Source organism: Hymenobacter lapidiphilus (assembly GCF_013377885.1).
GTDB lineage: Bacteria > Bacteroidota > Bacteroidia > Cytophagales > Hymenobacteraceae > Hymenobacter > Hymenobacter lapidiphilus.
The window spans coordinates 63,230-88,517 of the sequence record NZ_JABKAU010000014.1; the positions used below are offsets into that span (position 1 = coordinate 63,230).

Annotated in this window: 22 protein-coding genes; 10 read left to right on the top strand and 12 right to left on the bottom strand. The window is 61.1% G+C overall.

The window, feature by feature from the left end; genetic code table 11:
- The 8 genes from HW554_RS09570 to HW554_RS09605 all read right to left on the bottom strand — a co-directional run bounded on the left by HW554_RS09570 (position 1) and on the right by HW554_RS09605 (position 7,016).
- Entirely contained in the window at positions 1 to 894 is an 894-nt protein-coding gene (locus HW554_RS09570; protein WP_176908361.1) for an NAD kinase, read from the bottom strand.
- Between the two features lie 37 nt (positions 895 to 931).
- The gene (locus HW554_RS09575) at positions 932 to 2,413 is read right to left on the bottom strand and encodes a BamA/TamA family outer membrane protein (RefSeq protein WP_176908362.1); all 1,482 of its coding nucleotides are present in this window, start codon (positions 2,411 to 2,413) and stop codon (positions 932 to 934) included.
- A 14-nt stretch (positions 2,414 to 2,427) separates the two neighbouring features.
- Entirely contained in the window at positions 2,428 to 3,114 is a 687-nt protein-coding gene (locus tag HW554_RS09580; RefSeq protein ID WP_176908363.1) for a CBS domain-containing protein, read from the bottom strand.
- Positions 3,115 to 3,290: 176 nt separating this feature from the next.
- On the bottom strand, positions 3,291 to 4,064 hold the full coding sequence (locus HW554_RS09585) for an alpha/beta fold hydrolase (protein WP_176908364.1): 774 nt from the start codon (positions 4,062 to 4,064) through the stop codon (positions 3,291 to 3,293).
- 5 nt (positions 4,065 to 4,069) lie between these two features.
- A complete protein-coding gene (locus tag HW554_RS09590; RefSeq protein ID WP_176908365.1) occupies positions 4,070 to 4,684 on the bottom strand; it encodes an anthranilate synthase component II in 615 nt (204 codons plus the stop codon).
- Positions 4,685 to 4,794: 110 nt separating this feature from the next.
- The gene (locus tag HW554_RS09595; RefSeq protein WP_176908366.1) at positions 4,795 to 5,316 is read right to left on the bottom strand and encodes a CvpA family protein; all 522 of its coding nucleotides are present in this window, start codon (positions 5,314 to 5,316) and stop codon (positions 4,795 to 4,797) included.
- 147 nt (positions 5,317 to 5,463) lie between these two features.
- On the bottom strand, positions 5,464 to 5,928 hold the full coding sequence (locus tag HW554_RS09600; protein WP_176908367.1) for a GatB/YqeY domain-containing protein: 465 nt from the start codon (positions 5,926 to 5,928) through the stop codon (positions 5,464 to 5,466).
- A gap of 56 nt (positions 5,929 to 5,984) precedes the next feature.
- Positions 5,985 to 7,016 (bottom strand): hypothetical protein, encoded by a 1,032-nt coding sequence (locus tag HW554_RS09605; RefSeq protein WP_176908368.1) that lies wholly within the window; start codon positions 7,014 to 7,016, stop codon positions 5,985 to 5,987.
- 81 nt (positions 7,017 to 7,097) lie between these two features.
- Between HW554_RS09605 and HW554_RS09610 the strand changes: the two genes are divergently transcribed.
- The 8 genes from HW554_RS09610 (at position 7,098) to HW554_RS09645 (ending at position 15,070) form a co-directional block, all read left to right on the top strand.
- Positions 7,098 to 7,835: a pyridoxine 5'-phosphate synthase gene (locus HW554_RS09610; protein ID WP_176908369.1), complete on the top strand. Its 738-nt coding sequence runs from the start codon at positions 7,098 to 7,100 to the stop codon at positions 7,833 to 7,835.
- A 55-nt stretch (positions 7,836 to 7,890) separates the two neighbouring features.
- On the top strand, positions 7,891 to 8,928 hold the full coding sequence (gene mnmH, locus HW554_RS09615; RefSeq protein ID WP_176908370.1) for a tRNA 2-selenouridine(34) synthase MnmH: 1,038 nt from the start codon (positions 7,891 to 7,893) through the stop codon (positions 8,926 to 8,928).
- A gap of 97 nt (positions 8,929 to 9,025) precedes the next feature.
- Positions 9,026 to 10,072 carry a selenide, water dikinase SelD gene (selD, locus tag HW554_RS09620; RefSeq protein WP_176908371.1) on the top strand — a complete coding sequence of 349 codons (1,047 nt, stop codon included), beginning with the start codon at positions 9,026 to 9,028 and terminating at the stop codon, positions 10,070 to 10,072.
- A gap of 132 nt (positions 10,073 to 10,204) precedes the next feature.
- A complete protein-coding gene (locus HW554_RS09625; protein ID WP_176908372.1) occupies positions 10,205 to 10,582 on the top strand; it encodes a hypothetical protein in 378 nt (125 codons plus the stop codon).
- Positions 10,583 to 10,638: 56 nt separating this feature from the next.
- The gene (locus HW554_RS09630) at positions 10,639 to 11,232 is read left to right on the top strand and encodes a hypothetical protein (protein ID WP_176908373.1); all 594 of its coding nucleotides are present in this window, start codon (positions 10,639 to 10,641) and stop codon (positions 11,230 to 11,232) included.
- Positions 11,233 to 11,466: 234 nt separating this feature from the next.
- Positions 11,467 to 13,371 (top strand): sensor histidine kinase, encoded by a 1,905-nt coding sequence (locus HW554_RS09635; RefSeq protein WP_176908374.1) that lies wholly within the window; start codon positions 11,467 to 11,469, stop codon positions 13,369 to 13,371.
- A gap of 61 nt (positions 13,372 to 13,432) precedes the next feature.
- On the top strand, positions 13,433 to 14,212 hold the full coding sequence (locus HW554_RS09640) for an alpha/beta fold hydrolase (protein ID WP_176908375.1): 780 nt from the start codon (positions 13,433 to 13,435) through the stop codon (positions 14,210 to 14,212).
- A 150-nt stretch (positions 14,213 to 14,362) separates the two neighbouring features.
- Complete coding sequence (locus HW554_RS09645; RefSeq protein WP_176908376.1) at positions 14,363 to 15,070, top strand: SAM-dependent methyltransferase; 708 nt, start codon at positions 14,363 to 14,365, stop codon at positions 15,068 to 15,070.
- An 86-nt stretch (positions 15,071 to 15,156) separates the two neighbouring features.
- Here the strand turns inward: HW554_RS09645 and feoB are convergent, their stop codons facing one another.
- On the bottom strand, positions 15,157 to 17,343 hold the full coding sequence (feoB, locus tag HW554_RS09650) for a ferrous iron transport protein B (RefSeq protein WP_176908377.1): 2,187 nt from the start codon (positions 17,341 to 17,343) through the stop codon (positions 15,157 to 15,159).
- Positions 17,344 to 17,354: 11 nt separating this feature from the next.
- Entirely contained in the window at positions 17,355 to 17,621 is a 267-nt protein-coding gene (locus HW554_RS09655) for a FeoA family protein (RefSeq protein WP_394354319.1), read from the bottom strand.
- A 216-nt stretch (positions 17,622 to 17,837) separates the two neighbouring features.
- Between HW554_RS09655 and HW554_RS09660 the strand changes: the two genes are divergently transcribed.
- Positions 17,838 to 18,737 carry a carboxypeptidase-like regulatory domain-containing protein gene (locus tag HW554_RS09660; RefSeq protein WP_176908378.1) on the top strand — a complete coding sequence of 300 codons (900 nt, stop codon included), beginning with the start codon at positions 17,838 to 17,840 and terminating at the stop codon, positions 18,735 to 18,737.
- 200 nt (positions 18,738 to 18,937) lie between these two features.
- Here HW554_RS09660 and HW554_RS09665 read toward each other — a convergent pair whose 3' ends face one another.
- A complete protein-coding gene (locus tag HW554_RS09665) occupies positions 18,938 to 19,561 on the bottom strand; it encodes an OmpA family protein (RefSeq protein WP_176908379.1) in 624 nt (207 codons plus the stop codon).
- 180 nt (positions 19,562 to 19,741) lie between these two features.
- On the bottom strand, positions 19,742 to 22,243 hold the full coding sequence (locus HW554_RS09670; protein WP_176908380.1) for a bifunctional UDP-N-acetylmuramoyl-tripeptide:D-alanyl-D-alanine ligase/alanine racemase: 2,502 nt from the start codon (positions 22,241 to 22,243) through the stop codon (positions 19,742 to 19,744).
- 290 nt (positions 22,244 to 22,533) lie between these two features.
- On the opposite strand from HW554_RS09670, the gene HW554_RS09675 reads away from it, so the two are divergent.
- A complete protein-coding gene (locus HW554_RS09675) occupies positions 22,534 to 25,149 on the top strand; it encodes a YfhO family protein (protein WP_176908381.1) in 2,616 nt (871 codons plus the stop codon).
- Positions 25,150 to 25,288 lie beyond the last annotated feature (139 nt).

Sequence of the window (25,288 nt, forward strand, 5' to 3'; positions counted from 1 at the left end):
TCAAACTGGTACGTCGGCAGGATTTCTCCGGTCTAATCCCCAGTTCAATTTGCTGCGTAAGGTACTCAGGAAGTTGACCTGATTCATTTTAACTAGCTGAGCATTGAAGTTTTCCCGACGAACGGCGACCTGAATGCCGGCTTCGACAGTGCGGGACCGGGAATCGAGCGACAACAAAAAGTTGTTGCTCCTTCCCTCAATTTCGAAGGAAATCACGCTCCGGTCGGGCACAATCAGCGGCCGTACGTTCAGATTGTGAGGGCATACGGGAGCAATAACAAAATTGTTCGTTTGGGGCAACATTACCGGCCCGCCACAGCTAAGCGAATAGCCTGTCGAGCCAGTAGGCGTGGCCACAATCAGGCCATCGGCCCAGTAGGAGTTCAAATATTCACCATCGATATAGGTATGCACGACAATCATCGATGAGGAGTCGCGCTTGAGGATACTGAATTCGTTGAGACCAAAATTGATGTCACCGAATGTGTCGGGGTCAGTATCAACCCGGATAAGACTGCGTTCTTCCAGCACGAAGTGGCCCTTGTACAAGGCATCAATGGCTGGCAGGATGGTTTCGGGCGAAATGGTGGCCAGGAAACCCAGTCGGCCGGTGTTGATGCCCAGAATCGGAATTTGCAATGCCCCTACGTAAGTAACGGTATCGAGTAGCGTGCCATCACCGCCGATACTGAGCACGAAGCGGCAGCCAGCGAGCGAATCGGCGCGGCCGAAACGGCTAATGCCTTCGGGAATAGTGAGGTACTGGCTGAGGTACTCGTAGAAGCTGTGCTCAATACGGATTTCGGCTTGGCGGCGCAGCAAATCGTCGAGCAGTGCCTGCAATACGGGGGCCTGCTGCTCGGCGAACGGCTTGCCCAGAATAGCTATTTTCATATCGACAAGATAGCGTGAGCGGCTTTAACCAGCGTCATCAGATAGGAAACTGGGTCCGGAAGAAAACTCCGCCCTGCTGCTCGCGGGTGCGGGCGTACTCTAGCGTAAACACCCAGTCGTAGTACGTGACCAGGTGCAGGCCGACGCCGGCCGACGCCAGCAGGTAGTTGGGCAGTTGGTTGGTAGCTGGCGAGGCCTTTTGCCCAACATAGCCCACATCGGCAAAGGTATTTAAATAAAATACCAGCGGAATGTTGTTGAAACGGCTGCTGGGCACGCCATTGAGCTGAATTTTCCCCAAATCCAACAGACGGAGCGAAAGGCCTTGTTGCAGCAAGCCGAGCCGGCGGCCTTCCACGGCGTAGGCATCATAGCCCCGCACAAGTAAGTCGTAGCCTAGGGCGCGGTTGTCGGGGTAGGCCAGGGCGCGGGCCACCCGCAGCTGGCCGGTAGCTCCCACGGAATAGTAGAACGGCCCTCCCAAGGCTATGTAACGGGCATAACGGCCCCGTAGCGTGAGGCTGCCGGGTGTGCGACTGTCCAAGAATGAGCGGTAGCCGACCTGCAGCTGGGCATATTGGCCGCTGAGCGGATAGGCGAAGGTATTGCGGCGGTTGAGCGTGGTGGTCAGGCTGAACTCGAAGTACTCGCGCCGGGGGCCATTGAGAAAGTAGCGAGGGTTGTAGTAGAGAACCGAATCGGAAACCTGCTCGCGATGGTAGGAGGCGTCGAGGGCGGCCAGTAACTGCACGGTGCGCCGCCAGCGCAGGCCAACGGTGGCGTATTGCCGCTCAATAGGAAAGTCGTCCTCCTGGCGCAGGTTGCGGAGTCGGTCGTCGAGGGTAGCGTAGTCGAGGGCACGGGCACGGTAGTAGGAATAGCCCGCCCCGAAGCCTATCCGACGATGGCGGCCGTAGCCGGGTGCCTCATAAAACAACTCATACTTGCGGTTGAACCCCAGCTGCAGATTGGCCAACAGCTGCTCGTTGCGCCCCCGAAAGTTGCGGCGAACCAAGTGCAGGCCGTAATCGACTCGCTTCCAACGGTCGGGCCGCTCGCGCCACGACGCGAAGTTGCGGTCGGCAAGCGAAAATATGGGCACAGGAAAAAGGTACCAGCGCTCCTGAAAGCTGTAGAGTATTGTCAACTCCCCCTCGCGGCACACGGCTTTTACCAGCACCTGATGAAACAGCTGCAGGTTGAAGAGGCGGCGGCGGTTGAGTTCGAGGCGACGGGCCAGAGTAGCGGCGTTCAGCGTATCGCCCTCGGTGAAGTCGAGCTCGGCCCGCAGCACCACTTCTTTGGTTACCTGATTGCCTGCGAATAGCACCCGGCCCACCCGTAGCCGAGTATAGCCAGAGCACTGGGCCTGCACGAGACTATCGGGGCCTGCGCGGCGGAGCGTATCGGGGAGCGGAGCGGCAAACAGTGGGGCGGCCGGAGCGGGGCCCACCGGAACATACGGGGCAGCCGAGCCAGACAGCCCGCTCAGCCATAGCAACAGCAGCGTAATCAGCACCCGTATCAGCTGGCTCAGACGTTGAGGTAGCGTAGCAGGGCATCGTAGCGCTGCTGCTCGTCCTCGTCGGGCTCGCCGGCCCCGCTAAACTGGGCCGTGATGGAGTAGCTGAACCGCTCTAGTGTGGCGATAATGCGGGCCAGATTAGGCGTATTAATCTTGAGCGTGAGGCGGATGCGGTAAGGATCGTGCTCGTCTTGAGCCACGTGGGCACTGAGGATCTTGGCGTCGTTTTCCTCTACGTAGCGGCTGATTTGCGTGAGCGAGTAGTCGCGCTCCTCCATCGAAAGCACCAGAATACCCAGCTGCCCGCTGGAAGCCGGCACCTTACCGAAAGCGGCCAGCGTATCGCTCACGGTTACCACGCCCAGGTATTCGCGCTGGTCGTCGAGCACAGGTACGAGCTGGATGTTGTTCTGCACCGCCAGCTCGATGATGTTGTAAAAGTGTTGATCGTGCTGCACGTGCACATCGGCGTACTGCAGCTGCAGGCTACCGAGCAGGCGCTCCTCACCACCCTCGCTTTCCTGGTCGAGCAGGTCCGATTCGGTGACGAGGCCCCGGTAGAGGCGTTCGTCGAGCACCGGCAACTGGCCCACATGGAATTCCTCCAGCCAGCGGGCGGCCTTCTCCGTGGTGTCCGTTACCTTGAGCGGCGGCACCAGCGGGTTCAGTAGTTCTTCGGCGAGGATGGAGTTCATGAGCAGAGCAGTATAGCAGGGCAGGCGCCGGCCGTATAAGCCCGGTGCCCGGCCGAAGGTTTGCGCGGCCTCGCCGGGGCCTACGCTATGTACGCTAGATAAGATACTTCTTATCAAAAACAAAGAGCCACCTAACCGACCAGTGGTTGCATAAAGCCTGGCGGCCAGTTAAGAAGCTACGAAGCTTGGCGGCCAGTGGTTTGCAAAAAGCCCATCAGTAGCCGATTGAAATCGGCGGGGCGCTCCATCATGGGGGCGTGGCCGCAATGGTCGAGGAAGCGCAGCTCGGAGTTGGGCAATAGCCGGTAGAACTCGTGGCCAACTACGGGAGGCGTAATAGTGTCGTTTAAGCCCCAGACGAGCAATGTAGGCGCCTTTATACGGCTTAGCTCCTTGGATAAATTATGCCGCTGAGCCGAGCGGGCAATGCTGATGATGCGCAGGCACTTGGCATTGGAGTTGGTCACGCCGAACACTTCATCGACCAACTCGCGGGTGGCTACGGTGGGGTCGTAGAAGGTGTAGGCCACTTTTTCCTCCACGTAGGCATAATTACCGCGCTTCGGGAACGAGCCGCCCATACCGTCCTCGAACAGGCCACTGCTGCCGGTGAGCACTAGTCGGGCCACGCGGGCCGGGTTCTGCAGCGCGTACACCAGCGCAATATGGCCGCCCAGCGAGTTGCCCAGCACGGTGCAGGGCTCCTGCAAACCGATTTCGGCCAGAAACTCCTCTACGAAGCTCACTAGTCCCGGCACACCGGCCTTCAGCAGGGGCATATCGTAGATGGGCAGTAGCGGAATAACGACGCGGTAGCGGGTGCTGAACTCGGTAATAACCTCTTCCCAGTTGCTGAGCGCCCCAAACAGGCCATGCAGCAGCAACAGCACCTCGCCGGTGCCTTCATCTACGTACCGAAACTCGTTTTTCTCCTGAATCCGCAACGTCATCTTCGCTATCCAAATAAACCGGCCGGCGGGGCCGGGGCGGTAGTTGCAATGATACAACTCTGCACCCAATTGCCGAGCATTTCCAACCCGTGGGTGGTGAGCAGGGCCTCAGGATGGAACTGTACGCCGTGCAAAGGTAAGCTACGATGGCGCAGGGCCATGATTTCGGCGCTGGCATCGGTGGTAACGGCCAGTGCCTCCAGCACCGGCGGCAGCCCGCGCACGGCCAGCGAATGGTAGCGCGTAACGGCCATAAGGGCCGGCAGCCCGTCCCAGAGCACGTCGGGCACGGTCCAGATGATGTCCGAAACCTTGCCGTGCATGGGCCGCGCACCGCGCACGACTTCGCCCCCAAAAAACTGGCCCAGCGCCTGATGGCCCAGGCAGACGCCCAGCATCGGGATCCGCTGATGAAACGCCTCAATAACGGCCAGCAGGTTGCCCGCACCCGCCGGTGTGCCCGGCCCCGGCGACAACACCACGGCCTCGGGGACCAAGGCCACCAACTCGGCCAGCGGCACATCGTTGCGGCGTACCAGCACCTCGCACCCCAGCTGCCGCAGGTAATCGAGCAGGTTGTAAGTGAAGGAATCGAAGTTATCGAGCAGCAGCAGGCGCATGTTTTTGATTTAGAGCTTAGTGCTTCGTTGATAGAGCTTTGGCCGTTCCGGAAAGACAGCGTTCTGCTTGAACGGCTTAAGCATTACCACCTAATCACCAAGCTCAAAACCTAAAATACTTCCCGCAGACGGGTGAGCAGGGTGCTGGCGAAGGGCATGGCGAAACCGACAACCTGCAGGGCCGCGGGCGTTGCCTGGCGTACATAGGGCAACACCTGCGAATCGGCAGCTAATTGGGGCGAAATAAGCGGTACACCTGCCGATTCGACACCGTAGAGCAATAAACTCAGGCCCAGTACCCATTTCAGCATGCCGCCCACGGCCCCGCCCAGGTTGTCGAGGAACCCCAGCGGCGTGAGGTGCACGGCCGTTTTAAGCAGGCCGCTGAGCAGGTGCACGCCCCAGCCGATGGCGGCAAACACCAGCACGAAAGACACCAGCGGCAGCAGTCCGAAGGCCTCGCCCACATAGTGCCGCACCAGCGGAATGGCATCATTGAGCAGAGCCAGCCCGCCCACCAGCCCCAGCACCAGCGCCAGCAGTGTGGCCACCTCCAGCACCAGTCCGCGCCGGTAGCCCTGCACGGCCCCAATCCCCAGCGGAATCAGCAGGAAAATATCGAAGGTGGACATAGGTTTAGAGCGTGGGATTCGAGAGTCCTGCTAATGGCACGATGTAGGGGCGGGGCTTGCCCCCGCCCGCCGTTGAACGATGCAGACACAGACCGCTCAACAGCGGGCGGGGACAAGCCCCGCCCCCACATCGTGCCCAGAAATTCGCTAGAAATTCGTGTTGTTGAGCAGGTTGCTGACGGTTTGGGAGATGAGGCGGCCATCGGCCAGACCAGCCAGCTCGCGGGCGGCTACACCCATTACCTTGCCCAGGTCGGAGGGACCAGTGGCGCCCACGCGCTGGATGATGTGCACCAGTTTCTCTACCAATTCGGCTTCGGAGAGCTGCTGGGGCAGGTACTCTTCAATGATGGCCAGCTCGTTGAGCTCCACTTCTTCGAGGTCGGAGCGGAACTGCTCGTTATAGGTTTGCGCGGCTTCGCGGCGCTGCTTGGCCTGCTTGGTGAGCAGCTTCATTTCGGCATCGGAGGTGAGGGCCGCGCCTTGCTGACCCTCGGCCGTTTCGGCCAGCAATATCTGCGACTTAATGCTGCGCAGCGTGGTCAGGCGCAGCTTGTCTTTGGCCAGCATGGCTTTTTTGATGTCGGCGTCGATGGTTTCTTTCAGAGACATAGTTCAGGGGAAGTAGGAAGAGGTAAAATTACGGCTTAATACCGGATGCAGCGCAGTTAGTGCCCTGGCTCGACCAGTGACAGCAGGGCCGCGCGGAAGCTAACCGGGTCGTCGAGGTAAAGGGCCAGCTGGCTGACTTTTTGCGGCCGGCCGTAGGGGCCACTGGCATAATGAGGCTCGTGCAGGGTGAGTAACAGGTTAGGCGGGGTGAGCAGCAAGCGAGCCGCGTTGACAAGGCCCGGCGCGGCAGGCGGCACATCATTGATTGGAATGCAGGCGGTAATGAGCGTAGCGGGCAGGCGCAATTCCCATAGAAAACCCACCCGTAACACCAGCTCACCGCTGTCAGTCAGGCGCACCGGCCGTAAGCGCACGGCCCGCAGGTGAGCCAGCAGTAGCAGCAAACCGTAACCGTGCATTAGCCCTCCCCACAGCGCCGCCGTAGGGCTCCAGCGCAGCAGCAGCACGTGCGCCACCCCCATTTCCACCACCGACAACAGCCCCACCGTGGCGAAGGAGGCCGTAAATGCCGAATTGCGGTAAGCAGTAAAAACATGGTCGGTAGGCCGGATTTCGGCGCGGGCCCGCCAGCTCAGCAAAGCGTAATACACCAGGCTGATTTCGGTAACCACGAACGTAAGCGGCCTTTCAAAAACGCTCTGAAAGGCGGTTTGCAGGCTGGCTACCATGTCGGGGGTTTGGGCATGAGCCACGCGGAAGGCCCGGCGCAGGCGGTGCAGATTCAGTAGACCCAGCGCCAGTACCAGCCCCTCGGCAGCCACCAGGCCGTATCTGGTCCAGGCCAGGTAGGTTTGCTGGGCAGGCGGCAGCAGCCAGAACGCCAGCGCCACCGCGCCGGCAAAGGCAGTAGCCACCGTGCCGACTGGCAGGCGGTAGGGCCGCACCACGAGCAGATAGAACAGCACTGGCAGCAACACCACCAGATCGAAACTGACGGCAGCGGGCAATGCGGGCCTAAACGCAAAGTCTGACCGCTGGATGATGAGAAACTCAACCCCGACTACGGCCAGCAGCAGCAAGGCAAACCCGGCGGCAAAGCGGTAACGAACAAACGGCGCGGCAGTCATGGGCTTCAACTTTAAAAGGCCCCGGGCTGTTGGGGCTACGTATCTTTACGGCCCGTACTTTTCTTTCAGCCCGCCCCCGGTATGACGAAGCTTAGCGTAAACATAAATAAAATAGCCACCCTGCGGAATGCGCGCGGTCACAACCGTCCCGATTTGTTGCAGGCCGCCCGCGACATTGAGCGGTTCGGGGCCCAAGGCATTACAGTACACCCCCGCCCCGATGAGCGCCACATTCGCTACCAGGACGTGCGCGACCTGAAGGCCGTGGTAAAAACCGAGCTGAACGTAGAGGGCAACCCGACGCCCGATTTCCTGGACTTGGTGCGCGAAGTACGGCCTGAGCAGGTAACGCTGGTGCCCGACGCGCCCGATGCCATTACCTCCAACGCCGGCTGGAACACGATTGAGCACCAGGATTACCTGCGCGACATTGTGGCCGAGCTGAAAGGCCTGGGCTGCCGCGTCAGCATCTTTCTCGACCCCGTGGCTGAACTGGTGCGCGCCGCCGCTACCACCGGCACCGACCGCATCGAGCTTTACACCGAAGACTACGCCAGCCGCTACCACGCCGACCGCGAAGCTGCCCTCCTGCCCTACCGCGAAGCTGCCCAGCTGGCCCAGCAGCTCGGCCTGGGCCTCAATGCCGGCCACGACCTCGACCTCGATAACCTCGCCTATATGGCCCAGAACCTGCCCGGCCTAGCCGAAGTCAGCATCGGCCATGCCCTGGTCTGCGACGCGCTGTACCTGGGGCTGGAAAATACCGTGCAGCTGTACCTGCGCCAGTTGGCAGGCACAAAGGTTGGGCTGTCATCCTGAGCTCCGTTCAGGATGACAGCCCAACCCTTCACCCCTTAATTTTTAATTCAAATAAATGCCCCGTCTTACCCTGCCTGATTTTCTGCAAACCGATGCCAACGTGCCTGTTCTGGATGTGCGGGCACCGGTCGAGTACACGCAGGGGCATATTCCGGGGGCTGTCAGCTTTCCGCTGTTCACCGACAACGAGCGGGCCCGCATCGGCACCACCTATAAGCAGCAGAGCCAGGATAAGGCCGTGCTGCTGGGGCTCGATTTGTTCGGGCCTCGCATGAGCCAGATGGTGAAATTGGCCGGCAAACTGGCCCCCAACAAGCAGGTGCGGGTGCATTGCTGGCGTGGCGGCATGCGCTCGGGAGCCGTGCAGTGGCTGCTGGAGCTGGCTGGTTTTAAGGTGCAGCTGCTGGATAAAGGGTACAAAGATTACCGCCACTGGGCGTTGGCCGAGTTTGAGCAGCCCCGCGCTATGTGGGTGCTGGGCGGCCTCACGGGCTCGGGTAAAACCGATGTATTGCACGCGCTGGCGGTTCAGCAGCAGCCCATGCTCGACCTCGAAGGATTGGCATCTCACAAAGGATCGGCTTTTGGCAGCATCGGCCAGCCCGAGCAACCCACCCAAGAGCAGTTCGAGAACGACTTAGCCGCCCGGCTGGCCGCGCTGCCCGCCGAGGCCCCGTTTTGGGTGGAGGATGAAAGCCGCGGCATTGGGCGCGTGGCGGTGCCGGGCGGCCTGTTCGAGCAGCTGCGCACGGCTCCGCTGGTGGTGCTGGAAATTCCGCGCGAGGTGCGCGTAGCCAAGCTGGCCGACGAGTACGGCCGCCAGGATCCGGCTGCACTGGCCGCCTCGATACTGCGCATCCGCAAGCGCCTGGGCGGGCTGGCCACCAAGGAAGCCCTGTCGGCCATTGGCGAAAACGACATGCCCAAAATGGTGAGATTGGTGCTCGACTACTACGACAAAACTTACTCGCACGGCCTCGATGGCCGCCCCTTCGTAACCGTACCTTCCGACACCTGCGACCCGGTAATAAACGCCGGGTTGGTGCTGGAGGCAGCCCGGGCATCATTTCCCACAGAGGAGCGCAGAAACTAACCCAGAGGGAGGCTAACCCAGAAGTTTGCGGAGTTCGCCTCTGCGTACCTCTGTAAAACCGCCTGTGCCCCTCTGCTAGAACCCCAACTAAAATAGCATGACTGAAACTGATAAAATCCGCCTCACCCAATACAGCCACGGCGCGGGCTGCGGCTGCAAAATCGCGCCCAAAGTGCTCGACCAGATTCTGCACACCAGCCTGCCCCAGCCCACCCACGACAAGCTGCTGGTAGGCAACGCCTCGCGCGACGACGCGGCCGTGTACGACATCGGCGGTGGGCAGGCCGTTATCAGCACCACCGACTTCTTCATGCCCATCGTCGATGACGCCTACGATTTCGGACGTATTGCCTCGGCCAACGCCATTTCGGATGTGTACGCCATGGGCGGGCGGCCGATTATGGCCATTGCTGTGCTGGGTTGGCCTATTGATAAGCTGCCGCCCGAAGTAGCCCGCCGCGTGATTGAAGGCAGCCGCAGCATCTGCGCCGAGGCGGGTATCCCGCTGGCCGGTGGCCACAGCATCGACTCGCCGGAGCCCATTTTCGGGCTGGCCGTTACGGGGCTGCTCGACATCAAAAACCTCAAGCAAAACGACACCGCCACGGCCGGCTGCGAGCTGTACCTAACCAAGCCGCTGGGCGTGGGCATGCTGACGACGGCCCAGAAAAAAGGCATTCTGCGGCCCGAAGACGAGCAGCTAGCCCCCCAGAGCATGATGATGCTAAATAAAATCGGGGCCGAGCTGGGGCCGCTGGAAGCCGTGCGGGCCATGACCGACGTGACAGGCTTCGGGCTGCTGGGCCACCTAGCCGAGGTGTGCGAAGGCAGTAACCTGACCGCTGAAATCGAGTTCGATAAGGTACCGCTGATTCCGGAAGCCGCCGCCTACTACGCTCAGAAGTCGATTCCGGGCGGCACGGTGCGCAACTGGGACTCGTACGGCCACAAAGTGGGCGCAGTAACCGACGAGCAGCGCGCCTGGCTCTGCGACCCCCAGACTTCGGGTGGCCTGCTGGTGTGCGTAGACCCCGCCGGCCGCGAGGCCGTGCGGGCCGTGTTCGGACAGCATGGCCTAGCGCTGGAGCCGTTTGGCACGTTGCGCGCCCACCACGCCGACGAACCCTGGATTCTGGTGAGCTAATTTTAGCAATTGGCAGTGGGTTGTAGCTGCTGTCACGAGGCTGCTTCGGGAAACCACTCTGGCTGTGGCAAATGCGCTATTTAGCCAACCCGCCAAGGTGGAGTATAACAGTAACTTATTAGTTTCTCCCTGATGAACCCCATCCACTGGCTTTTTGCTCGCAGCTATCATTACATCCATATTCTTTTGCCCGATGCTAAAGTGGAGAAGCTACCTGAAGCGACTATGCTCTTCTTGGATTCGTTTCTATTTTTTCCATTTTTACAAGTAATGTCTTTGGTAACAGATGCTCTCAACATTGAAATAGGATCTATAAGTACTGTTGCCATCTGGGTTGCCGTGTGCTACCTCAATCGACGCCTGTTGCTTGCCGATGAAACGGTTGCCCGTATACTGAGCCGTTATCCAGTTAAACCAGCCAGTAAAGCTCAGGCGCAAACGTTCTTTGGCACCTTAGTACTTTTAGCCTTACTGCTGGTGCTTTTTCCCGTGAGCCGTATGCTGCGCTGAATGCCCACAAACCGGCTTATCAGCTACCCCAGTTCCCTTTACCATACTACTACCCAATGAAGCTGCTGTATTTCCTGCGGCCGCTGCTGGAGGCAGCCGCGCTGGTGGCTGCGCTGGTACTGGGGCTGCGGCTGTTCAGCGGCCTGTTCAGCCGCAAAAGCCACACCTACCAGCTCAACTATGCCCGGCAGCTGCGGCTGTTGTTCTGGCCGCTGCTGTGCCTGGGCGTGGGGCTGCCGTTTCTAGGAGCTTTTTTTTACGCCGACACGCTGGCTCCGCACGAGTGGGTTCTGCTGCTGGTTATGACGGTGGTGGTGCTGGGGTTTGCGGGGCCGGCGCTGCTGCTGCACGGGCAGTATAGCATCCGTAACCTGCACACCACGCTGGTGTTCGAGCCCAAGCAGAACCGGCTGGAAGTGTACGAGGGCACCACTCAAGTTCCGTTTGAGAAGCACGACCTGCTGCGCGTTGAGCGGGTTACCTGCCGCTCACGCCGCCCCTTCTGGAGTCCCTACGACTACCTGCGCCTGCACCTGCGCGACGGGCAGAGCATCACCCTGACTTCGGTGCTTACTGACCTGCAGCCGCTGACGGAGTTCTTGCGCAATACCCCGCTGGAACGCCGCCAAACCTGGATTTGCTGGCTATAGCGCCCGTTCGGGCACTTCAGGGAACCGGCCGATGCCGCTTACAGTTCGCGCCAGCTCTTACCGGCACTACCTGAGCAGGCACGAGGCCAACCAGGTGCCGCTAGTTGCGTTAGCGTGGGCAATGCCGCCAGCCGCCCACCGGCGCGTTGATTGACAGTTACAAAAGACTATATTTAGCGCCATCAGTGCCGCAATGGGGCTGCACCAGCCATACCTCCCTCTTATCAGTTGCCGATGCGCTGCTTTCTGCTCGTTGCCTTGCTGCTCAGTAGCCTGTGGGGGCGAGCTGCTACGGTGCCCGAGCTGCGGCAGCAACTGCAAACCCAGCCAGCTGATACGGGCCGTGTACGGCGGCTGAACGAGCTGTGCTATCTGCTGCACGACAACCACCCAACCAAGGCCCTGCGCTACGGCGAGCAGGCCATAACCCTGGCCCGCAAGCTATCCGACCGACCCGGCCTGATGCGCGGGCTGCTGGCGCTGGCCAGCTGCTACGCCAACCTGGCCGATGGCCCGCATGCCCTGGAGCTGCAGCAGGAAGCCCTGCTGCTGGCCCGGCAACTGCGCTCCAACGATGGGCTGGTGCGCAGCTTTACCGGCATAGGCAGCGTGTACCATGAGCGCAACGACACGGCCGCAGCCCTGCTCAACTACCGCCGGGGCCTTCAATATGCTTATGAGCCCGCTGTGAAGGTAAGCTCACAGTTGATACTGTTCGGTAATCTGGGCAACCTGTATTTTACGATGCGCTACCGCTCGCGGGGCATGCTGTTCACCCGCCGGGCGCTGGCACTGGCCCGTGACAACGGCGACCGGGCTGGCGAGTCGCTGTATCTGGCCAACTTGGGCACATATTATCTGCAGATGAAGCGCCTGAACACGGCCGAAGGTCTGCTGCGCAAAGCCGTGAGCCTGCTGGAACCACTGCCTGGCCAGCGCTTCGAGGCCGGCCACCTGGAATTGCTGGCCACGGTATTGCTGCTCAATAATGAGCTGGAGGAAGCGGAGGAGCTCACCCGCCAAGCCCTGAGCCTGGCCCGCAGCCTCGATTACCAGGAGCGGGTGCTCGATGCCTACAGCCTGCTGGCCGACATCAGCGCGGCCCGCCGCGAGTACGACCAGGCCTACGAGTGGCAGCTGCGGTTTCGCAGCCTCAACGACAGCCTTAACAGCCGTTCGCGCCTGCAAACGCTGATGGCCCTGCAAACCCGCTACGAAACGGCCGATAAAGAGCGAATCATTCAGCAGCTCACCGACCGCGAAAACGTGATGCAGCAGCGCAACCGGGCCCAGGTTGCGGCTATCCTGGCGCTGCTGCTGGGTTTGGGCGGGGTCGGGCTGCTTTACACCAAGTTGCGCCGCAGTCGCGCCGCAGTAGCCGCCAATAATAAGGCCCTGGAGCAGACCTCGGCCGAGTTGCGCCAGGTGGCGGCCTCCAAGGACCGTCTCTATGCCATTGTGGCTCACGACCTGCGCGGCCCCGTTACGTCGTTTGCCAGCGTTACCGAGCTGATTGACTTTTACCTGCGCCAGGGCGACGAGGCCGGCCTGCGCCGCCTGCCCGAGCTGGTGCGCCAATCGGCCCAGCAGCTCAACCACCTGCTCGACAACCTGCTCAACTGGGCCGTCAGCCAGACGGGCGAACTGGCCTTCCGGCCACGGGCACTGGCCGTGGCCGAGCTGTTCGAAGACACGCACCGCCTGTATGCCAACGCCCTGGAGGCCAAGCAACTCACGATGCACCTCGATGCCGGGCCGGAACTATTGCTCTGGGCCGATTCCCACATGACCCAGACCATCCTGCGCAACCTGGTAGGCAACGCCCTTAAGTTTACGCCTTCGGGCGGAAAGGTTTGGCTGGCCGCTCAGGAAACCAGCCCCGGACGGATAACGCTGCGGGTAGAGGATACGGGGTCGGGAATGGTGCCCGAGCAGGTAGTTGCCCTGCACCGCTCCGAAGCCCTGGCCCAACCCCTGCAGGGCCCGCGTTCGGGCACAGGCTTGGGGCTGCTGCTATGCCGGGCCTTCGCCAGCCGGCAGGCCGGCTCCCTGCGCATCGAAAGCATCCTTGGCCAGGGCACTACGGTATACGTTACGCTGCCCGCCGCCCTGCCCGAGGCCTCGGCCCAAGAGGGCTAAGTGGACTCTTAAGAAAGGAAAGTCGCCGCCCCCCCAACCCATTTCGCTATTTTTGCGGCCTATGCTGCAACTCCACTACCGCGAAACGGGGCAGGGCACCCCGCTGGTTATCCTGCACGGCCTGTTTGGCACCCTCGACAACTGGCAGACGCTGGCCCGGCGCTGGGCTGAGGCCGGCCACCGCGTTATTTCGGTTGATTTACGCAACCACGGCCGCTCTCCCCACTCGCCCGAGCACACCTACCCGGCCATGGCCGCCGATGTGCTCGGCCTGTTCGATCAGCTGGGCCTGGGCCCCGAAACCACACTGCTAGGCCATAGTATGGGCGGCAAGGCAGCCATGCGCTTCGCCCTCGATTACCCCGACCGCCTGGGCAAGCTCATTGTGGTTGATATTGCGCCCCGCGCCTCCGATATGCGCCACCAGGATGCCATTCTGGATGGACTGAATTCAGTCGATTTCACGCAATGCGACGGCCGCCAAGCCGCCGACGATGCGCTGGCCCGCCACATTTCCAGCTTCGGCGTGCGGCAGTTTCTGCTCAAAAACCTTTACCGCCAGGATGACAACTCGTTTGCCTGGCGTGTGAACTTGCCCGTACTCACAGAGCAGATGGCGGACATCGGCATCGAAATTACCGGCACGCAGCCCTTCCTCAAGCCCGCGCTGTTCATCAATGGCGGCATGTCAGATTATATCGATGCCGAAGATAAGCTCCACGGTATTCCGGCCCTGTTCCCCAACTCGCAGGTAGCCACCGTGCTCGACGCCGGCCACTGGGTGCATTCCGAAAAGCCCGACGAAGTGTTTGGGCTGGTGCAGGATTTTGTGGGAATGTAGCTGAACCCGCCTGTCATCCTGAGCGAAGCGAAGGATCTGGAGAGAACCTAACATTACTGATCGGCTTCTCACCAGATCCTTCGCTCCGCTCAGGATGACAAAAACCTTTGCCCACTTATTCACCGAGTCACTCATTCATCCATTCCCAAGATGCCCGGTACGCTCTACCTGATTCCTACTATTCTGGCCGACGATACTGAGATGCAGGTGCTGCCGCCGCAGGTGGCCACGCAGGTGGTGGCGCTGTCGTGCTTCCTAGTAGAAAACGCCCGCACGGCCCGCCGCTTTATCAAGCGCGTGGCTCCGGAGCACGTCATCGAGCAGCTGCGCATCAGCGTAATCGACAAGGATAGCACCGAGGCCCAAGTGCAAGCCGCCCTCCAACCGGTGCTACAGGGCCAGGATGCGGGCGTGATTTCGGAGGCTGGCTGCCCTGGCATTGCCGACCCGGGCGCCGAACTGGCCCGCCGTGCCCACCAGTTGGGCATCCGGGTAGTGCCGCTGGTGGGGCCTAGCAGCCTGTTATTGGCTCTGATGGCTTCGGGAATGAGCGGGCAGAGCTTCACCTTCCACGGTTACCTACCCATTGAGCGGGGCCCGCGACTGGCGGCCATCAAGAAGCTGGAGCAGCAGGCCCTGCAACTGCACCAAACCCAGTTGTTCATCGAAACGCCTTACCGCAACCTGCCGCTGCTCGACGATTTGCTTGCCGGACTGCACCCCGGCACCCGCCTGTGCGTGGCCGCCAGCCTCACGGCCCCCAACGAGTTCATCGTTACCGATACCGTGGCCGGTTGGCGCAAACGCCCCAAACCGGATATCCACAAGCAGCCGGCAGTATTTTTGGTAGGGATATAGGGGGGGGCTTGTACCGGCCCGCCGTTCGCACCGCTTCAACGGTAAGCGTTCAATGGCGGGCGGGGGCAAGCCCCTACGTCGTTCTTCTAGCTCATCAGGCTATACACCAGCCACGAGGATACATAGGCTAGGCCGGTCATGTAGATGAGCTGGAGCATGGGCCATTTCCAGCCCTTGGTTTCGCGGTAGGTGGCAGCCAGCGTGCTCATGCACTGCATAGCAAATACGTAGAACACGAGCAGCGAAAACGAGCGGGCCGGCGTGAAGAAAGGCTGGCCGTAAATATCCTTTTCGGCGGCCAGCTTTTGCTGTACCGTCAGTTCATCGGCATCCTGGCCCACGCTATAAATCGTGCTCATGGTGCCCACAAATACCTCGCGGGCCGCAAAGGAAGTTATCAGCGAAATACCGATTTTCCAGTCGAAGCCCAGCGGGCGAATGGCCGGCTCCAGCACGTGGCCGAAGATGCCGGCGTAGGAGTTTTCGAGCCGCTCGGAGGCTACGCGGGCCTCGGTTTCATCGGGCGTCAGGCGCTGGGTGGCGGCGATGGCGCGGGCCTGGGTTTCCACCTGCTCCAGGCGGCCGGGGGGGCCATAGGTAGCCAGCACCCACAGGATAATGGAAATAGCCAGAATTACCTTACCGGCCTGGAAAACAAAGGTTTTTACCTTCTCCAGAATGGTAATGCCCACGTTTTTCCAGCGCGGCCAGCGGTACACCGGAAACTCCATGATGAAGTAGCTCCGCTCGGTGGTGCGCATCAGCAGTTTCATGGCCCAGGCCGAGAAGATGGCCGCGAAAAAGCCCAGCAAATACAGCCCCATCAACGCGAAGCCGCGCAGGTTGAAAATACCCAGCACGGCCTCGTCGGGCACCACCAGCCCGATGAGCACGGTGTACACCGGAATCCGGGCCGAGCACGACATGAGCGGCGTAACGAAGATGGTAATCAGCCGGTCTTTGCGATTTTCGATGGTGCGGGCGCTCATAATGGCTGGCACGGCGCAGGCCACGCCCGAAATCAGGGGCACGATGCTCTTGCCGTTCAGCCCGAAGCGCCGCATGATACGGTCCATCATGAACGTGACGCGGGCCATGTAGCCGGTTTCCTCCAGCACTGCAATGAAGGCAAAGAGCAGGGCAATCTGCGGAATGAAGATCAGGACCCCACCCAAGCCCGCCAGCACGCCCTCGGTGAGCAGGTTGATAAGCGGGCCGCTGAAGTTGGTCTGGATAAGGGAGTTGATCCAGGCCACGCCCTGGTCAATCAGCTCCATGGGGTAGCTGGCCCAGGCAAACACGGCCTGGAACATCAGAAACAGGATGCCGAAGAAAATGCCGTAACCCCACACCCGATGCGTGAGCACCTTGTCGAGGCGGTTGCTGTAGGGCTCATTCTGCTCGGTGCGCGTCACGGTCACGCAGTTCAGCAGAATCTCGTTGACGCGGGCGTAGCGGGCAATGGTTTCCTGGGCCTGCCGGACGGTGGGCTTGAAGTCGTACTTCGTCGTCAGCTCCTCCAGGTAAGCCCGTTCGTCGGGACTCAGGAAAGCCAGGTGGCGGTACTGGTGGGCGTAGTGTAGCGCCAGGTAATCGTTGTGCAGGTTGAAGTAGTCGCGAATCTGCCGCACCATGGGCACCAGATCCTCTTCAGGCTTGTAGAAACCCATTGTGGGGGCCCCCAGCGTCTGGCTCATCAGGATTTTGAGGGCCGCAATGCCCACGCCTTTACGGGCATTCAGCGGCACCACGGGCACGCCAAGCTCCTGCTGGAGGGCCGCAATATCAATCTGGATGCCGTGCTGCTCGGCCGTGTCCATCATGTTGAGGGCCAGGATGGCAGGCAAGCCTAAGTCGGCCAGCTGGGTAAACAGCAGCAGGTTGCGACGCAGGTTGCTGGCGTCCACCGTTACCACCACAAAATCGGGATACTGCGGGCTGGTGTGGTCGTAGAACAGGCTGGTGATTACCTTCTCATCAAGGCTCTTGGGGTAGAGCGAGTAGGTGCCCGGCAAATCGATTATTTCGGCCCGCAGCTGGGGCGTGAGCTGGCTGATGCCGGTTTTGCGGTCGACGGTAACGCCGGGGAAGTTGCCGACTTTCTGGTTGAGGCCGGTGAGCTGATTGAACAGCGACGACTTGCCCGAGTTGGGGTTGCCTACCAGCGCAATGCGGGCCAGCAGCCCCCCGGTCCGTCCGGCGGCCACCTCCAGGCGCTCCACCGATCCGGCAACGCCGGCCGGGTCCGTAATCATATCCTCCCCGCTCGTCATTCGGGGCCCCGTTATTTCAGCAGAATAGTGGCCGCCTCACTTACCCTGAGCGACAGTGTGTAGTCGCACTGCTCGCCGACCACCAGCGTAATGGGGCAACCCAGCGGTGCCCGGCTGTTGAGACGAACCTGCGTGCCGGGAATGCAGCCCATTTCGAGCAGCTTGAGTGCCATCTCAGGATCCTGGAGGCAGCAAATCGTGGCCGATTCGCCCATTTTCAGGTCTTTCACGCTACGTTGCATGGGTGGGGCAGATACGAGGGTGGAAGGGTCGGGCACGGCAGGGAGCTATTTAGATTCTCTTCAAACAAAGATACTACCCTTTTATGTTTCGGCCAAAATTCGCCCTTGCTACCCAACCGGGTAACGACCTGTTAAGTGGCTGACCTATAATTATTCCGAAATGAAATTGCATTAGTATAAATATTCTTTGAAGTATTGCGCGTAGTGCCTATTTTCATTGTAGTTTTGGCATATATCTTAGTCTGGCTACCCATGATCACACGCTTACTTGCTCTTTTTTGCCTGCTTCTGGCATTTCCACTGCTAAGCTTTGCCCAGGAGGCAAAAATTACCGGCCGCATCGTTGATGAGGCTAGTAAGGAACCCATCCCGTTTGCTTCCATCGGCCTGAAGGAAGAGCAGACCGGTGCCCTGACCAACGAATACGGCTTTTTCCAGATGGCTATGCCCCAGAAAAACCCGCAGGATTCCCTGGTTATCGTAGCCCTGGGCTACCGCCGCAAATCGGTCCTCATCAAGCCCGGCCAGAAGGTGCAGGACATGATTATTGAGGTAACCAAGCTGGCCATCAAGCTGGAGAACGTAAACGTAGTCAGCAGCGCCAAAATCAAGAACCTGGGACTGGGTTCGCGCTCCAACACGCCTGGCGAGGGCATGATTCAGGGTATGCCCGGCAGCCAGTACGCCTTCTTCGTGAAGAACGAGAAGGGCAAAGACCTGGGCAACGTGCGTACCGTTTCGTTCTATATTGGTGAAAACGGCTTCCCCCGCGAGCCGTTCCGCGTGCGTCTCTACAAAGCCGACGGCAACTACAATTCACCCAACACCGACCTACTGACCGAAAACATTGTGGTGTCGGCTCCGAAGGGTGGCGAGTGGTACACCGTCGATCTGACCGAGTACAACATTGAGGCACCAAAGGAAGGCTTCTTCGTGGCAATGGAGTGGATCGTGAGCGGCGACAACTTCTACACTGTCAACTTCATGGATAACTATACGCCCTACGGCCAGATTCTGAAGCCCACCTTCGAATACAAGGAGGCCCTGACCTGGAACTACACCATAGGCCGCGGCTGGAGCCTCATCACGCTGGCCAACGACGGCAAGCGCTACAACGCTATGATCCGCGCCGAAGTCGACCAGATCAAATAAACCACAGAAGGTGCAGCTGTTGCAGATGATTGGATACTGCAGATGCAGGCGTCAGCAACAAAGCAAATATCCGTTAAACAAAAGAGCCCGGCTTGTTAGCCGGGCTCTTTTGTTTAACGGATATTTGGCAGAATCTGGTTGACGATTGGTAAACGTTGACGCCTGCATCTGCGGCAACCAATCATCTGCAACGGCTGCGGTTATTGTTTGAGCACGGCAATTTCTACCCGGCGGTTCTGCTGACGGCCGGCGGGCGTGGCATTGGTGGCCACGGGAGCTTTCTCGCCCATCGACTCGATGCTGACCATGTCGGCCTTCATCATGCCCTTGGTTACGAGCCATTCCTTCACGGCGGCGGCCCGCTCACGGGCTAAGTCCATATTGTAATCTTTGGAGCCGCGCGAGTCGGCAAAGCCCAGTACGCGCACCTGTTTTCCTTGGTAGCGGCGGTTGATGGAAGCGCCGATTTCGGAGAGGGCGCGCGTTGCCGTAGGCTTAATAACGGCCTTATCAGTATCGAAAAGCACTTCCTCATCGAGGCCGTAGAGGTTGAGACGGTCATTTTCGCGCACCGTAATTTCGGGCAGGTCGATTTCCTCCATTGTAGCGTCACGCATTTCGGCGTCGTTCACCGTAAAGACATCTTCGGTGGCGTTGGCGGCGGAAGTGGCCATGCCTTCAGCAGTGCGGCCATTATCAAATACCACGGCCGTATCGGCGGTGGCCTCGGAGGCTTCGTTTACCTCGGCCGGGTTCTTGAGGTCGGAGCAGGAAGAAGCGAGTAAGGCAATGGCGGCCAGAGCAGGTAGAAAGGACTTTTTCATCGAAATTAAATTATGCAAGTGAATGGAAAGGTTGTGCTATGCTTTACGTAGCAACGGCTCTTGCGTTGGGTGCTGCCATAGCTGCACTCAACTTCGCCCCGGCCCTGGGGCTCCGGGCCACTACCAATTTAGCTCTTTTAGTGCCACTCAAACGCCCTATTGCGCGGTACCCGCCGCCTTCTATTCCGCCACGAATACCCGCTTCACTCGCTCGCTCACATTAGTTAGCAACTCGTAGGCAATGGTGCCGATGCGGGCGGCCAGCGCGGGCAGCGGCAGGCCCTCGCCGAACACCACGGCCTCGTCGCCGGTCAGCACGTTGGGCAGATCGGTTACGTCCGCCATGCACATATCCATGCACACGCTGCCGACTATGGGCGCGCGCTGGCCCCGAATGAGCACCTCCCCCACCCCGTTGCCGAAGCGTCGGTCGTAGCCGTCGGCGTAGCCAATGGCCAGCGTGGCAATGCGCCGCTCGTAGCTGGTGGCTTCGCCGCGGCGGCCGTAGCCCACGGTGTAGCCGGCGGGCAGGGTTTTCACCTGCGAAACCGTGGTGCGCAGCCTGCTGACGGGCCGTAGCGCGTCGGGCTGCTGGCCGCTGGCCTCCACGCCGTACAGGCCAATACCCAGGCGCACCATGTCAAACTGGGCCTCGGGGAAACGCAGAATGCCGGCCGTATTGAGGGCGTGTTTGAGCACGGGGTAGCCGATAATATGCTCTAACACCGCAGTGAGGCGGCCGAAGGCGGCCAGTTGGCCCCGCGAAAAACCGTCGTGGCCGGCCTCGTCGGCACTGGCCAGGTGGGTAAGTATGCTGGCCACCGGCACCAGCACGGCGTTGGCATGCAACAGTGCGCCCAGCTCGGCCACGTCTTCCTCGCCGAAACCAAGGCGGCGCATGCCGGTATCGAGCTTGAGATGGATGGGCGGCAGGGGCGCTTGTTGGGCGGCATTGAGGTAGCTCTGCAGCAACTCGAAGGAGTAGATTTCGGGCTCCAGATGGTACTGGCGCAGGGTGGCGAACGAGTCGGGGGCCGGGTTCATCACCATAATGGGCAGGCTGATGCCCTGGCGGCGCAGCTCCACGCCCTCATCGGCGTAGGCCACGGCCAGGTAGTCGGCACGATGAAACTGGAGCAGATTGGCCACTTCCGTCGAGCCGCTGCCGTAGGCAAAGGCCTTCACCATCACCATCAGCTTCACGCCGGGGCGCAGGCGGCGGCGGTAGAAGTTGAGGTTGTGCACCAGCGCATCGAGGTTGACTTCGAGTACCGTGCCGTGGAGCTTCTGCTGGAGCGCGGCCACCACCCGCTCGAAGCCGTAGCGCCGGGCGCCCTTCACCAGCAGCAGCTCCTCCCGGAAATCATCGGCCCGAAAATCGGCCAGCAGCGCGTCGGTATCGGGGTAGAAGTGGGTTTGCAGGCCGGTAAAGGCGACTTGGTGCCGGCTGATGTCGGGTCCGACGCCGATAAGGCGCACCACGCCTGAGGTGGGCAGCAGGGCCGCCACGCGGGCGTACAGCTCGGCGCCTTCGAGACCCGATTCGAGCACGTCGGAGAGGATGAGCGTGCGCGGCAGGCGGCGGGGCTGGCGACTGAGCGCGTCGAGGGCGAGGCGCAGGCCAGCCAGGTCGTTGTTATAAGTGTCGTCGAGCACGTAGCAGCCGTTGAGGGCCTGCTTCATCTCCAGGCGCATGGCCACGGGCTGCAAGCGCTCCAGCCGGCGCTGGATTTCGTCGGGCGCCAGTTCGCGGTGCAGCAGCACCACGAGGCCGTGCAGGGCATTTTCCAGCGAGGGCTCGTCGGCGAAGGGCAGCGTGAAGGTGTGCGATTCGGCTCCGGCTTGCTTGAGGCGCAGCACGGTACGGTCGGCCAGCGTTTCCTTGACTGACACCAGCCAGCGCGCTTCGCCGGCCTCGTACACGGCCCGCTGGCGTGTCCAGGCGGCCAGCCTTTCGGGCGGCAGCTGGTGGCGGGCGGCGGCGTGTACCGGCGGGTGGTCGGCGCAGTAGAACAGGGTTTCGACCTGCTCAAATAAGCGCATCTTCTCGGTTACTTTTTCTTCCCAGGAAACAAAACCGGCGTCGTGGGCAGTGCCCAGGTTGGTGAAGATGCCCAGCGTGGGCTGGATGACGCGGGCCAGCCGGGCCATTTCGCCGGGCTCGGAAATACCGGCCTCGAAGATGCCCAGCGAGTGCCGCGCATTCAACTCCCACACGCTCAGCGGCACGCCCACCTGCGAGTTGTAGGAGCGCGGACTCTTGCACACCAGCTCATCGGGGCTCAGCAGCTGCGCCAACCACTCCTTGACAATAGTTTTGCCGTTGGAGCCCGTGATGCCGAACACGGGCAGCGCGAACTGCCGCCGATGGTGGGCCGCCAGCGCCTGCAAAGCCGCCAGCACGTCATCCACGGCCAGTAAACCGGCCTCCGGATACGCCGCCGCACCGCCCGGCAGCTCCACGCCGGCTTCCACCACAAACTGCCGCACACCGGCCCGGTACAACTCGGGCAGATAGCGGTGGCCGTCGTGCTGGGGGCCGCGCAACGCGAAAAACAGGCTGTCGGCGGGCGTTTCGACGCGGCGGCTGTCGAGCAGCAGCCGCTGCACCGGGGCCGGGGCGGTGGGTTGCCGGAACACGGTGCCGCCGAGCAGCGCGGACAGGTCGGAGAACTGGAGCATGGGGCAAAAGTAGCGGGTGAGCGGCGGGGATTTGATGGGGCCTTGGGATTGGGATGAGCCGGACAAACAGAACGTCATTCAGAGCGCAGCGAAGAATCTCGCGTGCTGATGTTGTGATGGAAACTCGACGTCAGCACGCGAGATTCTTCGCTGCGCTCTGAATGACGTTCTATTCTATCCGGCGTTCTTTCTGCCCGGAGTTCTTTTTGCCCGGCTCGCCTTCCGCTACTTCTACCCCCGCGAACATATAGTACCTTCGGGCTTCTGATTCCGACTTCTTTTCAAGCCGAATGACTACTCTTCTTCGCCCCACGCCCGTGCCGCTGTGGCGCCGGGTACTGCCGCACCTGCTGGCGCTGCTGTTTTTCCTGACGCTGGCCAGCGTGTATTTCGCCCCGATTCTGTTCGAGGACCAAACCCTGGCCCAGCACGATATCGTGCAGTTCAACGGGGGTGCCCGCGAGGCGGCCCAGTTCCGCGAGGCCACCGGCGAGGAGGCGCTCTGGACCAACTCCATGTTCTCGGGCATGCCCACCTACCTCATCAGCACCCGCTTTCCGGGCGATTTGAGCATTTACCTGCACAAGCTGTTCACGCTCGATTTGCCGGCCGTAGTGGCCAACCTGTTTCTGGCGCTGGTGTGCGGCTACGCGCTGGGGCTGGCGCTGGGCCTCTCGCCGCTGCTGAGCGTGGTAGGCGCGGTGGCGCTGGGCTTCACGAGCTACAACCTGATTATTCTGGCCGCCGGCCACAACACCAAGAGCCTGGCGCTGGCCTACGCGCCGCTGGTGCTGGCGGGCCTGCTGGTCACGTTCCGGCGCAACAAGTGGCTGGGCATGGCGCTGTTCACGCTGGGGCTGGCCATGAACATCCGCTCCAATCACCTCCAGATAACCTATTACCTGCTGCTACTGGTGCTGGTGTTTGGGGTAGTAGAGCTGGTTTTTGCATTCAAGGAGAAGCGCCTACCCGAGTTTTTCACGCGCACGGCCCTGCTAGCCGTGGGGGCGTTGCTGGCGGCAGGCGTGAGCTTCGGCCGCCTGTATACCACGCTCGAGTACGGTCAGTACAGCATCCGGGGCCGCTCGGAGCTGACCACGCCGCCACCCGCCGCGCCCGGCCAGCCCACTTCGCAGGACCCGATAGACGAGGGGTCGGGCCTCAACCGCGAGTACGCCTTCAGTTACAGCTACGGCATCGGCGAAACGGCTACCCTGCTGATTCCTAATTTCTACGGGGGTGCTTCGCAGATGAAGCTGAGCGAGAATTCGGCTACCGGCAAAGCCCTGGTGGCCGCCGGCGTACCGCCCGCCCAGCTGACCGATTATCTGGCCCAGATGCCGACCTACTGGGGCGACCAGCCCATTACGAGCGGGCCGGTGTACGTGGGCGCGGTGGTGTTTTTCCTGTTCGTACTGGGGCTGATGGTGGCCGACCGCCGCACCCGCATCTGGCTGCTGGTGGGCACGCTGCTGTCCATTGTACTGGCTTGGGGCAAGAACTTCGAGACATTTAACTACCTGATGTTCGACCTGTTCCCGGGCTACAACAAGTTCCGGGCCGTGAGCATGGCGCTGGTAATTGCCCAGCTGGCCATGCCGGTGCTGGCGGTGCTGGCCTTGGCGCGGGTGCTGCGGGGCCGCCCCGGCTTCGCGCCGGCCACTCCGGCGGCGCCCATCAGCAGCCACCCCAGCCTGGCTGCCCTAGCCGGCCGGCCGCAGGATGATACGGATACGGCCTACCTGAAAAAGCACGTGCTGCGGGCCCTGGCCATCACGGCCGGCCTGTGCGTACTGGCCTTGCTGGTGGGTCTGGTTTCCGATTTTGCCGCCCCCATTGATGCCCAGTTGCAGCAGGGCGGCTTCCCGCTCGAAGCCATCCGAGCCGACCGTTCCTCTATGCTCAACAGTGACGTGTTCCGCTCGCTGCTGTTTATGGCGCTGGCGGCCGGGGTGCTGTGGTTTTTCCTGCAGCGCAAGCTTTCCACCGGTATGGCTGCCGCGCTGGTGGGTTTGCTCACGCTGGTTGACTTGTGGGGCGTAGATAAGCGCTACCTCAACGACGACAATTTCCAGCGCGAAACCGTGGCCGAGCAGTTCGTGCCTTCGGCTACCGACCAGCAGATTCTGCAGGACAAGGACTTGAGCTACCGGGTGCTGAACATGGCTAACCCCTTCAACGACGCTCAGACGTCCTACTACCATAAGAGCATCGGGGGCTACCACGGCGCCAAGCTGCGCCGCTACCAGGACCTTATTGAGCGCCAGATTTCGCCCCAGCTCCAGCGCATCTATACCGAGAACCGGCCCGATGCGGCCCCGGTGCTCAACATGCTCAACACCCGCTACCTTATCACGCCGCCCGCCGAGAAGCAGCCCGCCCAAGCCATCCGCAATCCCGGCGCGCTGGGCAACGCCTGGTACGTGAGCCAGGTGCAAACCGTGCAGAGTCCCGACCAGGAAATCAAGGCCCTGACGACGCTCGACCCCGCTACCACGGCCGTTGTGGACGCCAGCAAGTTCCCTGGTCTGAAGGCCAGCTACGCCGCCGAGGGCTCTACCATCGCCCTGACCAAGTACTCGCCCAACGCCCTCACCTACCGCACCACCGCCGTGCAGAACGGGCTGGCGGTGTTCTCGGAAATCTACTACGCCGACGGCTGGCAGGCTTACTTAGATGGCAAGCCCGTGCAGCATCTGCGGGTTAATTACGTACTACGGGCCATGCCGGTACCGGCCGGTACGCACACCATCGAGTTCAAGTTTGAGCCCACCGCCTACGCGCTGGGCAACACCGTGTCGTTGGTATCGTCGGTGCTACTGATCTTGTTGCTGCTGGGAGCCGCCTATTACGCCATCCGGGTTCAGCCAGCCAGCGAGCAGTTGGGCGAGTTGTTGGCAGGATGAATGGTAAATGAGTGACTCGGTGTGAGTGAAACGGTTTGTCATCCTGAGCGGAGCGAAGGACCTGGTGAGAAGGTAACGTCATTAAATACCATCTCTGCAGGTCCTTCGCTGCGCTCAGGATGACAGGCATGGAGTTAGC